The 15,040-nt window shown below is 61.1% G+C and carries 15 protein-coding genes and 3 pseudogenes; 10 read left to right on the top strand and 8 right to left on the bottom strand.

What is annotated here, in order from left to right:
• Nucleotides 1-127 precede the first annotated feature (127 nt).
• A pseudogene (locus K359_RS60005) lies at nucleotides 128-507 on the top strand (PIN domain-containing protein).
• Between the two features lie 17 nt (nucleotides 508-524).
• On the opposite strand, the pseudogene K359_RS55300 reads toward K359_RS60005, so the two are convergent.
• From K359_RS55300 to K359_RS0143165, 5 genes and pseudogenes are all read right to left on the bottom strand, one after another.
• Nucleotides 525-1,596 (bottom strand): annotated as a pseudogene (locus K359_RS55300) (tyrosine-type recombinase/integrase).
• Nucleotides 1,597-1,598: 2 nt separating this feature from the next.
• Nucleotides 1,599-1,985 (bottom strand): type II toxin-antitoxin system VapC family toxin, encoded by a 387-nt coding sequence (locus K359_RS0143180; RefSeq protein ID WP_029084686.1) that lies wholly within the window; start codon nucleotides 1,983-1,985, stop codon nucleotides 1,599-1,601.
• On the bottom strand, nucleotides 1,985-2,239 hold the full coding sequence (locus K359_RS0143175; RefSeq protein WP_029084685.1) for a type II toxin-antitoxin system VapB family antitoxin: 255 nt from the start codon (nucleotides 2,237-2,239) through the stop codon (nucleotides 1,985-1,987). Before K359_RS0143175 ends, K359_RS0143180 begins: the two co-directional genes overlap by 1 nt.
• A gap of 113 nt (nucleotides 2,240-2,352) precedes the next feature.
• A complete protein-coding gene (locus K359_RS0143170) occupies nucleotides 2,353-2,760 on the bottom strand; it encodes a type II toxin-antitoxin system VapC family toxin (RefSeq protein WP_029084684.1) in 408 nt (135 codons plus the stop codon).
• Entirely contained in the window at nucleotides 2,760-3,014 is a 255-nt protein-coding gene (locus tag K359_RS0143165; protein ID WP_029084683.1) for a type II toxin-antitoxin system Phd/YefM family antitoxin, read from the bottom strand. The genes K359_RS0143170 and K359_RS0143165 overlap by 1 nt, the downstream gene beginning before the upstream one ends.
• 258 nt (nucleotides 3,015-3,272) lie before the next feature.
• On the opposite strand from K359_RS0143165, the gene K359_RS0143160 reads away from it, so the two are divergent.
• Nucleotides 3,273-4,259 carry a DUF1403 family protein gene (locus K359_RS0143160; protein ID WP_245284903.1) on the top strand — a complete coding sequence of 329 codons (987 nt, stop codon included), beginning with the start codon at nucleotides 3,273-3,275 and terminating at the stop codon, nucleotides 4,257-4,259.
• A gap of 1 nt (nucleotide 4,260) precedes the next feature.
• Nucleotides 4,261-4,947 (top strand): SMC-Scp complex subunit ScpB, encoded by a 687-nt coding sequence (locus K359_RS0143155; protein WP_029084681.1) that lies wholly within the window; start codon nucleotides 4,261-4,263, stop codon nucleotides 4,945-4,947.
• A gap of 340 nt (nucleotides 4,948-5,287) precedes the next feature.
• On the opposite strand, the gene K359_RS62345 is transcribed toward K359_RS0143155, so the two are convergent.
• Together K359_RS62345 and K359_RS63730 are read right to left on the bottom strand one after the other, a co-directional pair.
• A complete protein-coding gene (locus K359_RS62345; protein ID WP_156929009.1) occupies nucleotides 5,288-5,470 on the bottom strand; it encodes a hypothetical protein in 183 nt (60 codons plus the stop codon).
• 715 nt (nucleotides 5,471-6,185) lie between these two features.
• Nucleotides 6,186-6,350: a hypothetical protein gene (locus tag K359_RS63730; protein ID WP_166218292.1), complete on the bottom strand. Its 165-nt coding sequence runs from the start codon at nucleotides 6,348-6,350 to the stop codon at nucleotides 6,186-6,188.
• A 718-nt stretch (nucleotides 6,351-7,068) separates the two neighbouring features.
• Between K359_RS63730 and K359_RS62340 the strand changes: the two genes are divergently transcribed.
• The 5 genes from K359_RS62340 to K359_RS0143115 all read left to right on the top strand — a co-directional run bounded on the left by K359_RS62340 (nucleotide 7,069) and on the right by K359_RS0143115 (nucleotide 13,700).
• Nucleotides 7,069-7,233 carry a hypothetical protein gene (locus K359_RS62340; protein WP_156929008.1) on the top strand — a complete coding sequence of 55 codons (165 nt, stop codon included), beginning with the start codon at nucleotides 7,069-7,071 and terminating at the stop codon, nucleotides 7,231-7,233.
• A 164-nt stretch (nucleotides 7,234-7,397) separates the two neighbouring features.
• Nucleotides 7,398-9,599, top strand: coding sequence for an ATP-dependent RecD-like DNA helicase (locus K359_RS0143130; protein ID WP_029084679.1), 2,202 nt, complete (start codon nucleotides 7,398-7,400; stop codon nucleotides 9,597-9,599).
• 202 nt (nucleotides 9,600-9,801) lie between these two features.
• Entirely contained in the window at nucleotides 9,802-9,987 is a 186-nt protein-coding gene (locus K359_RS65175) for a hypothetical protein (protein WP_245284902.1), read from the top strand.
• An 87-nt stretch (nucleotides 9,988-10,074) separates the two neighbouring features.
• Nucleotides 10,075-12,783: a DEAD/DEAH box helicase gene (locus K359_RS0143120; RefSeq protein ID WP_029084678.1), complete on the top strand. Its 2,709-nt coding sequence runs from the start codon at nucleotides 10,075-10,077 to the stop codon at nucleotides 12,781-12,783.
• The gene (locus K359_RS0143115) at nucleotides 12,780-13,700 is read left to right on the top strand and encodes an SWIM zinc finger family protein (protein ID WP_029084677.1); all 921 of its coding nucleotides are present in this window, start codon (nucleotides 12,780-12,782) and stop codon (nucleotides 13,698-13,700) included. Before K359_RS0143120 ends, K359_RS0143115 begins: the two co-directional genes overlap by 4 nt.
• A gap of 113 nt (nucleotides 13,701-13,813) precedes the next feature.
• Here K359_RS0143115 and K359_RS60000 read toward each other — a convergent pair whose 3' ends face one another.
• Complete coding sequence (locus K359_RS60000) at nucleotides 13,814-14,047, bottom strand: hypothetical protein (protein WP_210293371.1); 234 nt, start codon at nucleotides 14,045-14,047, stop codon at nucleotides 13,814-13,816.
• A gap of 510 nt (nucleotides 14,048-14,557) precedes the next feature.
• On the opposite strand from K359_RS60000, the gene K359_RS63725 reads away from it, so the two are divergent.
• Together K359_RS63725 and K359_RS0143100 are read left to right on the top strand one after the other, a co-directional pair.
• Complete coding sequence (locus K359_RS63725) at nucleotides 14,558-14,731, top strand: hypothetical protein (protein ID WP_245284901.1); 174 nt, start codon at nucleotides 14,558-14,560, stop codon at nucleotides 14,729-14,731.
• Between the two features lie 75 nt (nucleotides 14,732-14,806).
• Nucleotides 14,807-15,040: pseudogene (locus K359_RS0143100) on the top strand (IS256 family transposase); the annotation flags it as partial.

Genomic DNA, 15,040 nt, shown 5'->3' with positions numbered 1-15,040 from the left:
GCAACCGAATCCTACGCCGCATCAGCGCTTTACACCACGCTCGCCAGCCTCTCAGGCGCCCTCTGACGAATAAGACGGGCTAGGTGTTTATCCGCGAAGACCGACGACGCCACGGCGAACCCGAGCTTTGAACTTTCTCGACACCAATGTGATCTCCGAGACTTTGAGAAAGGTGCCCGACGACGCGGTGATCGCCTGGCCGGCACGATGCAGAGCTTGCGCTTCCCACGGTCACAATCGCCGAAATTGCGTTCGGAATTCAGAAAATCAGGCCCGATCAACGCGCCGAGTGTCTGGAACGTGGCTTGTTGGATTGGCGCCAACGCTTTGCCGATCGGATCTTCGGTCTGACCGAAGGGGCTGCGCTGGCGTATGGTGATATTTGTCGGCACCCGACGGAATGATCGCAGCGCCATCGCCCGCGTTAACGGCGGTCGATTGGCTACGAGGAATCTCAGTGATTTTGGCTCGACAGGGCTCGAATTGATTTCGCCGTGGAGCTTCTGAGGGGCAGGGGCGCGGCGTCAGAGACCGGCGGCCTTGGTGAGATTGCCCCGGAATCGGTCGCGCCGCCGCTGATAGCGGCGGGTCTGCTCGGCGCTGGCGTGCCCGAGCTGCTTCTGAACGTAGCGCTCGTCGACCTCAGCTGAGGAAGCCAGGCCGGCGCGCAGCGAATGCCCGGCGAATTTCTCCAACCGTTCGCCTTCGGTCAGATCGGCGCGCACCCCGGCGGCCAGCGCCGCGCGTTTGACGAGCCGGGCGACCTGTTGGTCGTTCAGGCGATCCGGTCCGACGTCTTTGCCTTGGCCGGTCACCCGGCGGAATAGCGGTCCATGGCCGATCCGCGCGAGCTTCAGCCAGGTCTGCAAGGCAACGAGCGGGCAGGTGGCGTCGGACGAGCCCCGGCCGATCTCGATCTCGCGCCAGCCGGTTTTGCCGCGCAGGGTGACGATCATGCCTTGTCGAGGATCTCGACCTAGCCTTGGCCGTCTTCGGTGTCGTCGCGATGGACGTCGAGGCCGACGATCTCGGAGCGCCGCAGGCCACCGGCAAAGCCGAGAAGGAGCATCGCGCGGTCTCGGAGGCCGCGCAGGGTGCCGCGATCGAGCGTCTCGAGCATGGCGATGACGTCTTCCGGCAGCACGGCTTCCTTCTGCCGGGGCGGGGCGCCATGGGTGTTGCGGATGCCCGCGAGGACCGTCGCGATATGCCGGTCCGCGCGGTCGAGCGGCGTGCCGCGCTGGGCATAGTTCCAGGTCAGGGCCGAGAGCCGGCGCTCGATCGTGGTGACGGAATTCGCCTGGCGATCGGCCGTCGCCGTACCCGAGGCGCAGGCGGTGATGTAGACCCGACCGTTTGCGGGGAGGGCGGCAAGACCTCGAGGCCTTGGCGGCGGCACCAGCCGTCAAAATGCTTCCAGTCCGATGCGTAGGCCCGGCGGGTGCTGGCCGAGCTTGCGGCCTCAACATAGCCGCGGGCCCGATCGGCAAGCTGTTCCAGGTGAGCGGGCAAGGTCGGGGAGGGGCCTTCGCCCGTCTGTTGCACAGCCTCCGAAGTGACGGGAAGGCTTTCGCTGCCGGGTGAGATAGGGTTCATCGTCAGGCCGCCTTGATGTCGGTCTGCGAGAAGTCGCTGCCCTTGAACAGCAGGGGTTCCCCGGTGAGGGCAGCGAGAGCGTAAGAAAAGCAATCGCCAAAGTTCAGCTTGGCGGGATGCCGGCCTTTCCCATACCGCCGCCACGCCCGCCGTGCCTGATCCGCATGCCCGGCCGTGACCGGAACAATCTCGACACCAACCTTGTGTAGCCAGAGATCAAGCTCGGCGCTGCCCCCATCGCCCAACTTTGACTCGATCCCTATTCCAGTTTCCAATACCGTCGCCGCCGAAATCAACCGGACAGGATCGGCCGCAATGCGATGCTCGAATTCGCTGGCTTCCGGCTCATTCAAAAAAATCGCCAGAATTGCGGATGAGTCGATCACCATCAGACCGGCAAGCCGTTTTCGTCGTACCCGAGGATGTCATCCATGCTGCGTGGATCGAGGACGGGGAGGGTAGCGAGGCGGCGCCGAATGGCTTCCATGTCCTCAATCAGTGTGGCCTTGGTCGCGTCGGCCCCGACCCGTCGCAACCTATCCTCGATCGCGCGCCGGGTCGCGACGGTGATGGTTTCCCCTGTCCGCTCTGCTAGCGTGCGCGCGAGTTTTTCGGTTTCGGGATCCTTGATGCTCAGCGCCATCGTGGCGTTCCTTGGTTCCTAATTTTCAGTATTCCACCTATATATATGACGGTGATGCGATTGCCGAGCATCTTTGGGCCAGGCTTCGCGACATCCGGTCGCTGGACTGCGGCTCATGCCGATGTCTCCCAGGGATTGATCACCGTTGCGCCCGTATCCTCGAAATCCCCCACATTGCGGGTGACGAGGATGAGGTCGTGGACGATCGCGGTTGCGGCGATCAGTCCGTCGATATCGCCGCGCGGTCGGATCGCGGCGATGCGACCCCACTCGACGGAGATCTGGTCGGTCACCGCCAGGATGCGGTCGGCATGGTCGTGGCGCAGCTTGCGCAGCAATTCGGCAAGATGGCCGGCCGCCTTGGGATCCGACTTCTGCTTCAGCGCAATGCCGCGCATAATCTCGCCAAGAGTGAGGGTGCTCAGGTGGACGCTCGCCGGATCTACAGAGCGCAGCCAGCCGGTTGCCTGCGGGGAGCCGCGCCGAGCCTCGGAAACAACATTGGTATCAATTAGATACATCAGAAAGCCGCGTCGCGGCTGGGGGTCTCGGCGCGCTGCGCTACTGCCTCGACCAGTTCGTCATCCCAGCTTGGCCCGGCCAGCAAGTCATCGACCAAAGTCGGCCGCCCGGAACGCAGCGCATCGTAATCGGCGGCCGACAGCACCACCGCGGCGCGCATCCCGCGCAGCGTGACGACCTGCGGGCCTTCGAGGCGGGCCTTCTGCACCACCTTGGAGAACTGGTTCTTGGCGTCCTGCAGAGGCCATTCCATTTGAACGCTCCTAGCTAGACAGTCCAGCTATGTTCTAAATGGCGTCCTCGTAGCAGTCAAGGATGGGCCGCCTCGGGGTGCCGACGCCTCGACCGCGGAAAGATTCACGTCGGCCGCGGGCTCTCAGGCGGCGCAGGGGCATTTGCCGGGATCTCGGCGTTGAAAAACGGGCATGCCCTCTATAAAGAGCAAAACGCCTGATAATGCAACATTATCGGTCGTTGTTATCCACAGACAGGCCCGGCGGTTTCATGTAAAATGGATAGCAAAAAGCGCCGCGCAGGCTTACCCTTTCGCATGCTCGCGCGTCGCCGAATCGTCCCCGACCCGCCGCCGACCTTCGCCCCCGCGCCGGCCTGGTTGCGTCGTCGCGCACCGCCCGACTTCGTCACGGAAGCGGTGTTTTATGCCGGCGCGGCGCTGGCGGCGCTGCATCCGATCGCCCGTGACGAGCACCCGCTCGGCAGTCTTTGGCGCCAACGTCTCGCGCTCACTTGCGCGGCCGCGCTCGCGCGTCAGGGCGGGCGGACGGAGGACGAGGCGGCGCTGCGCGACCACTGGTACTTGCGCCGCGACGCCGACGACCCCGGACCGGGCGGGCGTATTCTCGCCGCCTGGCGCAAGCTCGGCGAACGCGCCTCCTCCAGCGACGTGGAGGGATGGATCTTTGCCCTTGCGACCGCGCTCGGCCATCCGCTCGGCTCGCTGCCGAGCGAGATCGTCGAACTTGCAAGCCGGCACACGCAGCGGCAGCACGCCATGCCGGTGCTGGCCGCAGCGGAGATCATCGCCGCGAGTGGCCGCGTCCTGCCGAACGAAGAATTGGTGCCGCTGTGGCTGGCCGACGCCGTCCTCGCCCACCAGCTGCGCTGGCCGGCACCGGTGCCGCTGCTCGCGGTGCATCTATCGCGCGGTGCGCTGCGCAAGGCGCAGCAGCACCTCGAAGGGGAGACTGTCTTCATGAACGCACTCTGTGCGGCCTACGCGACGGCGGCCGTGGCAGCGATCGACCTCTACAGTGATCTCGCACGGCGGGCGACACGCCTGCTCGCGGTCGCGCCGAAGTTGCGTGGCAAGGATGCCGACATCATGATCGGGATCCTGATGGTGGAAGACGCCCAGTCCGCCGGCCCCGGCAAGACGGCGAGCGACCGCAGCACACGGCGGCTGTTCGAGCGACTGGTCTCGCTCGGCGCGGTGCGCGAGCTCACCGGCCGGCCGACCTTCCGATTGTACGGGCTCTGACATGGGCCGGCGCGCGCGGCCAAAAGCGGATCTCGACACCGAGCTGGCCGACCTGCCGCCGGAGCTGCGCTGGCGCGAATGGATGGGCCGGGTCGAAGCGGTGATCTTCGCCTCGCCCGGACCGGTGACGCGCGAGGCCCTCGCGCGCGTTGTCGGTCGCGACTGCAGCATCGACCTGCTGATCGATGACATTCGCGACGAATTGCGCGGCCGGCCATACGAGCTCGTATCCGTCGCCGGCGGCTGGCAGCACCGGACCCGGAAAAACTTCGCCGAGGCGATCCGGGCTGCGATCGGCGCTGCCGGCGACCACAAGGCGTTGTCGCAGACCGAAGCACTGATCCTTGCCTGCATCGCCTATTACCAGCCGATCAATCGCAGCGAATTGTCATCCTTCTTCGGCAAAGAGGTCAGCCGCGATACCATCGCCCGTCTGCGCGGACTGGAGTTCGTCGCAGCCGGGCCGCGCAGCCCGCAGCTCGGCGCACCCTACACCTACGTGACGACCAAGGCGTTCCTGTCGCACTTCAGCCTGGAGACGCTGCGCGATCTTCCGGACATGGAAATGCTCGAGGAGGCCGGCCTGCTCAGCAAGGACAAAATGCTGGCGGGGGAGTTTCCTGTGCTGGCGTCGGACGAGGCCGACCAACTCGAGGTGGACCGAGACGAAGACGACCATGTGACTTGAATTGCTGCCGAGGAGTCTCCGACAATGCATTGACGAGACATTTTCCCGGTGGGTTTTCCCTTGGGGGCGCGCTCGGGGGTCGCCTGACTGGCTCACTCCCTTTCTCGTCAGCAGCGAAAAAGGTTGGTCCTTGAGCAGGTAAAGCGGCCGTAAGCAGCGCCGGCCAGCGCATCGCGCTGCTGGGCCGGACTCTGCCCGTCGGAGGGGGCGTTGTCGTAATTGATTCTCATTGCAACAGCTTGTTCGGACAAGCTTTCGGAAAGCTGACGAAACCCACGGGAGTTCGGTTATACGCAGGGCGTCGTCTGACGCCCCGCGCCTTAGTCGCCCAAAGCAGAACTCAGCGCTCAAAAAGATTGCAGTTGGCGTTGCCGACGATCACTGTCCGCTCGATTTGCTCCGGACAATCCTGCAACCACGCAAAGACATCTTCGAGCCTATAAGGCGTTACGACTTCACGAGCACTCGGCTTGATGTCTGGACCTTCTATCAAATAGAAGCGTCCTTCAGCCGTCCTGACCATGCGGTCCCGTATTTCACCCTCGCCCCCCCGTGGTCGGGTCGAAATCTGAAAATACGCGCGTTGCAAAGTTGAACGCTCCGTCAAGTTGACGACGCGCTGTCCGCCTCGGCTTCGCTCGACGTCGCTTGGTTGCGCACTTAAGCTTGCGGCCCGACACCTGTCTCTTGAACATCTGCACTCTTCCTTTGCGATGCGCCGCCGCGGATTCGGCGAGCGCGCTCTTCGCTAGCCGCCATCGCAATATGGCCAATTGAAAGAGCCCGTGCTAATCAGTAGATACGTTTCTAGCCAGCGGCTGTGACATTTGTAAGATCACAAACGCTCGCGAGTTTAGCGCGGCCGTTGGAATGATGCTTCAGCTAGCCTGCACACTCCGAACGCCACCACTTCGCACCCATTGACCGAATGCGCGCGTGAGAGCCTTGGCGACGACGTTGCCGGACGACACCGCCAAGGCTCAACCACACAACGGATAGCCCCTTAGATGGCTCGTACCAGCATGGGGGCCATTTCGGCCAAACTTGGGCAGGGTAGCCCCCGTCAGCCGCGCGTACCCATCCTTGGCGGCTCATCGACCGAACGAATGATTGAGCTGCGCGCTTGCCTCAGACCGTGCAAGTGAACCGCGGCTGGAGATCGGATAGCTGCATCTCGTCCGGCCATCTCGCCGCGTCCATCTGGACGTTGTGCGAGCACCAGTCCTTGCAAAGGTCGGTCAAGCCGTCTCCAGCCGCTGCTTAATCTGCTCAGCTTGTTCCTTCGTCAGCTTCTCAGCCAAGCTGTAATCCTTCAGTTGGGCCGCCCCCTTGCGATCCCGATCATAAACCATCCAGTCGACGCTACCTCTTCGTACGAGGAACCTAGCCTGTATCGGTGCCATGTAATTCTCCGTAAACTCCGTCACCCACTATGAACGACCGCAATAATATTCGCGAAGAATATGTAGCACCCGGTCTGCGATGCTTCTGTGAACTTACGCACACACACCCACCCACCGGAGCCCAGATATAGATACTTCGACCAACGCCAATCAGCCGAAAGCCCCTCGAAGATCCCGCCTGAGGTCGTGACTCACTCTAACTCAAATCTTGGCCGCAACTCACTGCAAATACGTTCGAGCCGAGAATGTAACTCATAGAGATCCGCCGGCGCCGCTACCACAGTTGTGCGGAACCCGAGCTGCCTGTCCTCGCTGACCTGAAAGAAGTTGATCAGTCCAAACCGTTCTAGGATCAATTCATGAAGCTGGTCTTTGGTGATCTTTTGCTTTTGTAACGCCATTGAAAAAGCCGATGCTAAGATTGCCCTCCTTTTGCGTCTTCCGCAGCGCAACTGCAAGGCGCGCGTTGCGGCACCCGTAATTGCCCGGGGGGGGCGATTGTGAATCGACGCTGAACATTGACCCCGCACGCGCGAAGTCAGTCAAGCACTTGCGACGCCGATCGGCGTCCGGACCCCACGCAGATTCACACTGGTGGCGCTATGGGAGGCCTCGGATCGGATCTGCGGCAAGCGGCTCAGGGTAATGATTCCGACGTTGCTGCCTTCGCTGGAGCGGCATGGCCGGCTCAAGCTCGGACCAGGCCGATTGAGCACTGGTGCTCGGCGTCAGCGCAGCCAAGATTGATCGGCTGCTGGTCGAGACCAAGATTGCCGCGGCCGGCGGTAACCGCGAAGCGAAATCACGACTGGCTGGTCTCCTTTACAGTTCGATTCTTACACCGCACGGCGGCTACCGACACATATCGCCGGACGCCCATTGATCGGCCATGCAGTCGCGCTATGCATGCCAACTCGGTGGGCTCCGAAGGGGGTTGACCACCGTGGTGGCTTGCCAACGACGATCCAACTGAGCAAATTGGGTTCGGGAAGAGAGCTGTCCACAAATGGTGCTCTCGGCGACGGAGCAGATGATGCGACGATCCGCATGAAACCGCAGCCGGAACCATCGAGCCGGGAAGTTCTTGCTGGCCTTGTTGAGCGCGTCACATACCACAACGACGGGAATGGCTACTGCGTTTTGCGGATCAAGGCGCGCGGCCACCGCGAACTGGTCACTGTAGTCGGGCACGCCGCGGTGATCTCCGCTGGCGAGTGGATTACCGCATCGGGCGAATGGGTCAATGACCGCACCCATGGCCAACAGTACAGGGCGAAGTTCTTAAAGACCTCGGAACCGACATCGCTCGACGGCATCGAGAAATACCTCGGCTCCGGGATGATCCGCGGCATCGGGCCAGTCTATGCCAAGAAGCTGGTGCGCGCCTTCGGTGAGAAGGTGTTCGATACCATCGAGGCGGAGCCCGAACGCCTGCGCGAGGTAACGGGCATCGGCCCGGTTCGGGCCAACCGGATCACGGCCGCCTGGGCTGAACAGAAGATCGTTCGCGAAATCATGGTCTTCCTGCACAGCAATGGCGTCGGCACAGCGCGGGCGGTGCGCATCTATAAGACCTATGGCGCGGACGCCGTACAGGTCATGACCGAGAACCCCTACCGCCTCGCGCGCGACATTCGCGGCATCGGCTTCAAGACTGCCGACGCGATCGCGATGAAACTCGGCATCGAAAAGACCGCAATGATCCGGGTTCGGGCCGGGATCTCCTATGGGCTGACCGAGGCGATGGACGAAGGGCACTGCGGTTTGCCGACGGATGAACTGCTGCCGCTTGCCGAGAAGCTGCTTGAGGTCCCGGTGGAACTGGTGCGCATTGCGCTTGATCTCGAACGGACAGCAGGCACGGTCATCGCAGACAGCGTAGGCGAAACGTCCTGCGTATTTCTGGTGGGCCTGCATCGGGCGGAGCGCTCGATTGCCGAGCGGCTGATCCGGCTTGCGAATGGCACACTGCCCTGGCCCTGGATCAATCCAGACAAGGCACTGCCTTGGGTCGAGCAACGGATCGGGCTTACCCTTGCCGAAAGCCAGGTCGCTGCGATCCGGCTCGCATTGATGTCCAAAGCGTTGGTCATGACCGGCGGTCCTGGTGTCGGCAAGACCACCATCGTCAAAGGTATTCTCCGCATTCTCGCAGCAAAGGGCGTGAGGCTCCTGCTATGCGCGCCGACCGGCCGCGCCGCCAAGCGCATGACCGAGGCGACCGGTTTTGAGGCTAGGACGATCCACCGGCTGCTGGAGGTTGACCCCAAGGGCGGCGGCTTCAAGCGCGGCGAAGACAATCCGCTCGACTGCGACCTGCTTGTTGTCGACGAAGCCTCAATGGTAGACGTCATGCTGATGCAGTCACTCATCAAGGCAGTGCCAGACAAGTCTGCCCTTTTGATCGTCGGCGACATCGACCAGCTTCCTTCGGTTGGGCCAGGCCAAGTGCTGGCCGACGTCATCTCATCCGGTGCTGTGCCGGTGGTGCGTCTCACCGAGGTGTTCCGGCAGGCCGCGCAAAGCCGCATCATCATCAGCGCACATAGCATCAATCAGGGGGCTATCCCCGATCTCAGCCTGCCCGGCACGGATAGCGATTTCTACTTCGTGCAAGCAGGCGATCCAGAAACCGCCGTACAGCGTATCATCGAGTTGGTGAAGACACGGATCCCCAATCGCTTCGGCCTCGACCCAATTCGCGACATTCAGGTTTTGTGTCCAATGAACCGGGGCGGCGTCGGTGCGCGCTCGCTAAACATCGAACTGCAGACGGCTCTGAACCCCGCCGGCGAGCGCAAGGTCGAACGCTTCGGTTCGACGTTCGCGTCCGGCGACAAAGTGATGCAGATCGAAAACGATTACGACAAGGAGGTCTATAACGGTGACATCGGTTATATCGACGATGTCAGTTCCGAAGACAGCGAACTCACCGCAAGCTTCGACGGCCGCTCGGTCATTTATGAGTTTGGCGAGCTCGACACGCTGGTGCCGGCCTACGCAGCAACTATCCATAAGAGCCAGGGTTCAGAATACCCTGCCGTAGTGATCCCGGTGATGACGCAGCACTACACCATGCTGCAACGAAACCTGCTCTATACCGGCGTCACCCGGGGCAAACAACTGGTAGTTCTGGTCGGTCAGAAGAAGGCCGTTGCCATCGCGGTTCGCAACGTTTCGGGGCGGCGAAGGTGGTCGAAATTGAACGAGTGGCTGGCGTCAAGAATAGCGTCGATGCCGACAAGATGAGGGCCGACGATGAATGTGCGCAAAGCGCATAAGATTTGGATCGAACAGTGCGAAGCGGCTCAAACGATCAAGGCGCGATTCGGGCTCACGGCGGCCTTCGACTACCTTGTCGGTGAGAAGTTGATGAGTTTTGCCAGTACTGCCTCCAGACATCCCCGACTTCGCGCGGGAACTGCCGCGGTTCTTTTCCGAGGTGAGGCGCATGTTCACGCCGGATGAGATTGGCGCAAAGTTGGTGCAAATCGAGCTTTCGCAAAGCGAAAGGAACGTTGATGTTTTGAAAGATGATGGTTTTCTTCTTGAGATTCCGGCCGCAGTCGCGGAGTGCGTTCTCCAGTTCATTCTGGTCAAGGGAATTGCTGACCGCGCCATCCTCGGTACTTCGTGACAGAATGGCAAATTACTTCTCGATGTGGCGCGCCGCTCACCACCAAAATCGCCAACATTTCCGGTGGGGTCGTAAGGTCCCACCGTCATGATGACGCTGGAACCCGTTCTCACCCCGCATGGTTTGCTGACGCTGCGACAAACGGCGCAAGCTCCTGCGTTGGAGCCCGATCAGGGCTTGCGGCTGGAGAAAGCATTTTTACGGGGCTCAGGGCACGGATTGTTGTGGCTCGGCGCCGACGAAGTCGCGACGGTTCTCCCGCCGGTGTTGTCGTATTGGCGAGAGCTTGGAATGCGCTACATGACTGCACTGTGCGCTCTTCCTAGTGTTGGAGACGGCCGGACCAAGCCGCCTGTGCCAATCCCCGCCGATGGCGAGCTGGACACGATGGCAGCGGCCGTTCCGCCGATGACCGGCGCGGAATACCTGACGACGTCTGTCCTGGCCAATCTTTGGCGAGGTATGGATGCGGCCTTTGATGCCGAGTTGGTGCAGGCCAAGCTCTCCGTGCAGGAGTTCCTCAAGAGCCGTCATCCGGCATGGAATTTGGTTGGGCGCGTTCATTTCAACCTCGCGGAGAACCGGAAGGACGAAGAAGCCCCGTTCGCGTTTCTTGCGACCTACACGACCCGACTTTCGGCTGAGGCCAAGGCCCAGCATCTGCCGCTCGGCAAGGCCTTGCAGGAGTATTCCGGTGCGAGGAACCGCCAACGCCTGCTCTCGCTGCTGATGCCCGTCCAGCGTGCCGCCGAAAGTTGCCCTTGGTTGAAGACCATGGTCGATGCCGGCGATATCTTTCACCCGCTGCGCTGGAGCCCACAACAGGCTCTGCAATTCCTGAAGGATGTTCCCGCGCTCGAAAGCGCCGGGGTGGTCGTGCGAATGCCAGCGAGTTGGCGCATGAACCACCCCGCACGCCCGCAAGTGAAAGCAACGGTCGGGGGCAATGCGCCATCACAGCTGGGGATGGACGCGCTGCTCGACTTCCGAATGGAGGTGACGCTCGAGGGCGAAAGCCTCTCGAAGGCCGAGATCAAGCGACTCCTGGCGCATTCCGATGGATTGACCTTAATCCGTGGCAAGTGGGTCGAGGTCGATCATGAACGACTGCATCGCACACTCGAGCAATTTGAGGCCATCGAGCGCCGCGCCGCCGCCGATGGTCTTTCGTTCGGTGAGGCGATGCGTCTGCTGGCTGGGGCTGGCATTGCCGGAGATAAAACTGCCGCACCAGCCGACATCGATTGGAGCCAGACCGTTGCCGGCCCCTGGCTGGCGGAGACGCTGGCGACCCTGCGCCATCCCGATTGGCTCATGCGGGTCGACCCCGGTCAACATTTTCAGGGTACGCTGCGACCCTATCAGCAGTCGGGTGTGCAATGGCTCTATCTGCTAACGCAGCTCAAGCTTGGGGCTTGCCTTGCCGACGATATGGGACTCGGCAAAACCATCCAGGTGTTGTCGCTGCTGCTGGTGATCAAGAATGAGGACATGGCAATTCGGAAACCTTGCCTGCTCGTAGCCCCCGCCTCGTTGTTAGCCAATTGGGCCGCCGAGATTTCCCGATTTGCGCCAACTTTGAAAACAGTCGTGGTCCATCCATCGGCTGCGCCGTCCGAGAAACTGAACACTTACAGTGCGGACAGATGCGCAGATGTCGATCTCGTAATCACGAGCTACGGCTTTCTGACGCGTACGCCTTGGCTAGAAACTACATCATGGCGGTTTGTGGTGCTCGATGAAGCACAGGCCATCAAGAACCCGGGCGCTAAGCAGACAAAATCGGTCAAGAGGCTCAAGGCAGAAATGCGCATTGCGCTGACCGGCACGCCCATCGAGAATCGGCTCGGCGACCTATGGTCGATCTTCGACTTTATCAATCCTGGCCTGTTGGGATCGTCGAAGGAGTTTTCGGCATTCGTCAAACGCCTCGCCGACCGGCCACATAACCCTTACGGTCCGCTCCGCCAACTGGTGCGCCCCTATATCCTGCGACGGCTGAAGACCGACAAGAGCATCATTGCCGACCTGCCCGACAAGACCGAGGTGAAAACCTTCTGCCCCTTGAGCCGCAAGCAGGCGGCGCTTTATCAGCAAGCAGTGGCGGAACTGGCCGGCCATCTCGAAGAGGTCGATGGAATAAAGCGGAGAGGTATCGTCCTAGCTTTTCTCATGCGCTTGAAGCAGATCTGCAACCATCCATCACAGTGGCTCGGCGACGGTGCGTGGAATGAGGAGGATAGCGGTAAGCTTGTGCGTCTGCGCGACATCGCGGAAGTGGTTGCCGCCCGGCAGGAGAAGGCACTTATCTTCACCCAGTTCAAGGAGTCAACGGCGCCACTAGTGGCGTTCCTGGGCTCCGTATTCGGAAGGCCCGGCCTCGTCCTGCATGGTGAGACAGAGGTTAAGAAGCGCAAGGACCTGGTGCGCCAATTTCAGGAAGACGAAGACGTCCCGTTCTTCGTGCTCTCGGTCAAAGCAGGCGGCACCGGGCTCAATCTCACAGCGGCCTCGCATGTCATTCATTTCGACAGGTGGTGGAATCCGGCTGTCGAAAACCAAGCTACCGACCGTGCCTTCCGGATCGGACAGACCAAGAACGTGCTTGTGCACAAGTTCGTTTGTCGCGGCACCGTGGAGGAAAAGATCGACCATATGATTGAGTCGAAGAAACAATTGGCTGGGGATTTTCTTAGCGGCGGAGCTGACATCCTGTTGACTGAGATGAAAGATGAGGAGTTGCTTAGACTCGTGACTCTCGATTTGGGTGCGGCGATGAAGGAAGGGGATGAATGAGCTACTACGGGTGGCATGCTTACGTGCCGGTAGCTGAGAAGCGGCGACAGGCAGAACGCAAGTTGGCCAAGCTCAAGAAGCAGGGACGATCCGTTGCGCCCGTGAGGATCGAGGGCCGCACAATTACCAAGAGCTTCTGGGGCAGATCTTGGTGCGTCAACCTTGAACGATACAGCGACTATGAGAACCGCTTGCCGCGCGGCCGGACCTATGTCCGAAACGGCTCCGTTATCGACCTGCAAATTGCCAAGGGCGAGATATCGGCAATGGTCGCCGGGTCTGAGCTCTACCAAATCAAAATTGTCATTGCACCGGTTACGCGGGCACGCTGGAAATCCATCTGTCGGGACTGCGCCGGGACCGTCGATTCGCTAGTTGAGCTCCTGCAGGGCCGCTTGGCGAAAGGCGTGATGGACCGGGTCTGTCGAGAGGGTGACGGCCTGTTTCCGTCGCCGACGGAAATCAAGCTGTCCTGCAGCTGTCCAGATTGGGCGGACGTGTGCAAGCACGTTGCGGCAGCACTGTATGGTGTCGGCGCCCGGCTAGATGAAAAGCCTCAGCTTCTTTTTGTGCTGCGTGATGTGGATGAAACTGAAATGCTCGCCAGCGCTGGACAGGATTCTCCGCTAACAACGGCGTCAGGCGCGGCGAAGGTGCTTGATGAAGGCGATGTCGCCGCTCTATTCGGGCTGGAGATGGCCGAAACTCCGCATACCCCAAATCCTGCCTTAACAGTCGCAAAGAGACCCCAACAGTCCAAGGCGCAAAAAGGCAAGATATCTGCCAGAAAGACCAAACGAGCAGCGAAGACAGATGTCGCCTTACATCGTGCGACTCGGGTCAGTTCGGGAACAAAAAAGGCAACCCGAGCAAGTGCCAGGAAACGGCGCACTCGGGGATGTCCCGATCGCTGTTGAACTATGTCGGGCCGAGGTTGCCAGAATGAATGTTGCACTAAACCGCTACCGCGGTAGGGAGCGCATGGCTGCGGCCTGAAGGGGGAGGCGCCACAGAGTGCGCGGCAGCGGCATTAACGATCCGTCGCTGCGCGTCGCGCAGTCCGACCCGTGGCCTCGCTGAACAGGTGGCGGGGGATGCTGATTATTGCAAAACGCCGCCGTTCTTCCGGGTGCGTTTCAAAATCTGCCTCCACAAAAATCTCGACGGTCTCCTCACTGGCATGAACTTCGACGCGTACCGGCGCGTCGTCAAAATCCACTTCATATCGGCGACCATTCTTTCCTCGGATAATCGCGTGCACCATTTCTATTTTACCTCCGGCCCGGCTTCTTGAGCTTCTTCACTGGGTGCTTCTGATAATCGAGAACGGCCGCTGCAAGTGGCATCGAGCGCGGCACGCTCACAGGTGTGAGGGAGACGACAAGCGCTCTGCCTGTTTGTGAATCGACGCTGAACATTGCCCCCGCACGCGCGAAGTCAATCAAGCACTTGGGACGCCGATCGGCGTCCGGATTCCACGCCGATTCACAGTGTCTTCCGTCAGCGTCGAGCCTTGCAACCGCTTTACGAGAGCGCGCGGTTTCGTCGCGCCCTAAGTAGAAAATTACTGTTGCGCACGTCGAGGTTGCGTCCAGCCTCGGCTTGGACCTCAGAAACCCAAGATAGCATCAGTGGCCATCAATGGGCCAGCGTATAACGCCCCCGTTCGGTGGGACGGTGCGCCTATGTCGAAGGGGCACCCCAAAAGCACATTGGCCGTTCAGGATTACGGTTTCTGAACCCCGCGCGCACTGACAGTTCAGGTCCGGTCATCATGAATCAGGAACAGCAGAAGCCCGTTCCCGAAGATCATACGTCCGTCAGCAAGGACGAGGAATCGGGCGCACGGGGGTTGCAGCGCGATTTGCAGGACCGCTTGCAGCCGGCGGACGACGAGCCGGTCAGCGAGCCTGTCAATGATAGCCGAGCTATCGCTGAAAGTTGGTGACGGCGGGAATCGGGAAGGCGGCATATCGTGGGGGTGCTTGACGCCTCCACTTCTCCACCGAAGGAGCGATATGCCGTGGCCAAAGATAACATCATCAAGTTGATTCAGCCAGGAAACGTCGACGATCAACTCACCGAAATCTTGCGCAATGGGGCGCGTGCTCTGTTGGCCCAGGCGGTCGAGGCCGAGGTCGCGGACTTTCTCGGCAAGCATGCCGATTTGAAGACTGCGGACGGCCACCAGCGCGTCGTGCGCCACGGTCACCTGCCGGAACGCGAGGTGATGACCGGTATCGGTCCGGTCGGCGTC

Origin of the sequence: Bradyrhizobium sp. th-b2 (assembly GCF_000426785.1) — a bacterium.
GTDB classification, from domain to species: Bacteria; Pseudomonadota; Alphaproteobacteria; order Rhizobiales; family Xanthobacteraceae; genus Bradyrhizobium; species Bradyrhizobium septentrionale.
This window is presented reverse-complemented; position numbering and strand designations above follow the sequence as displayed.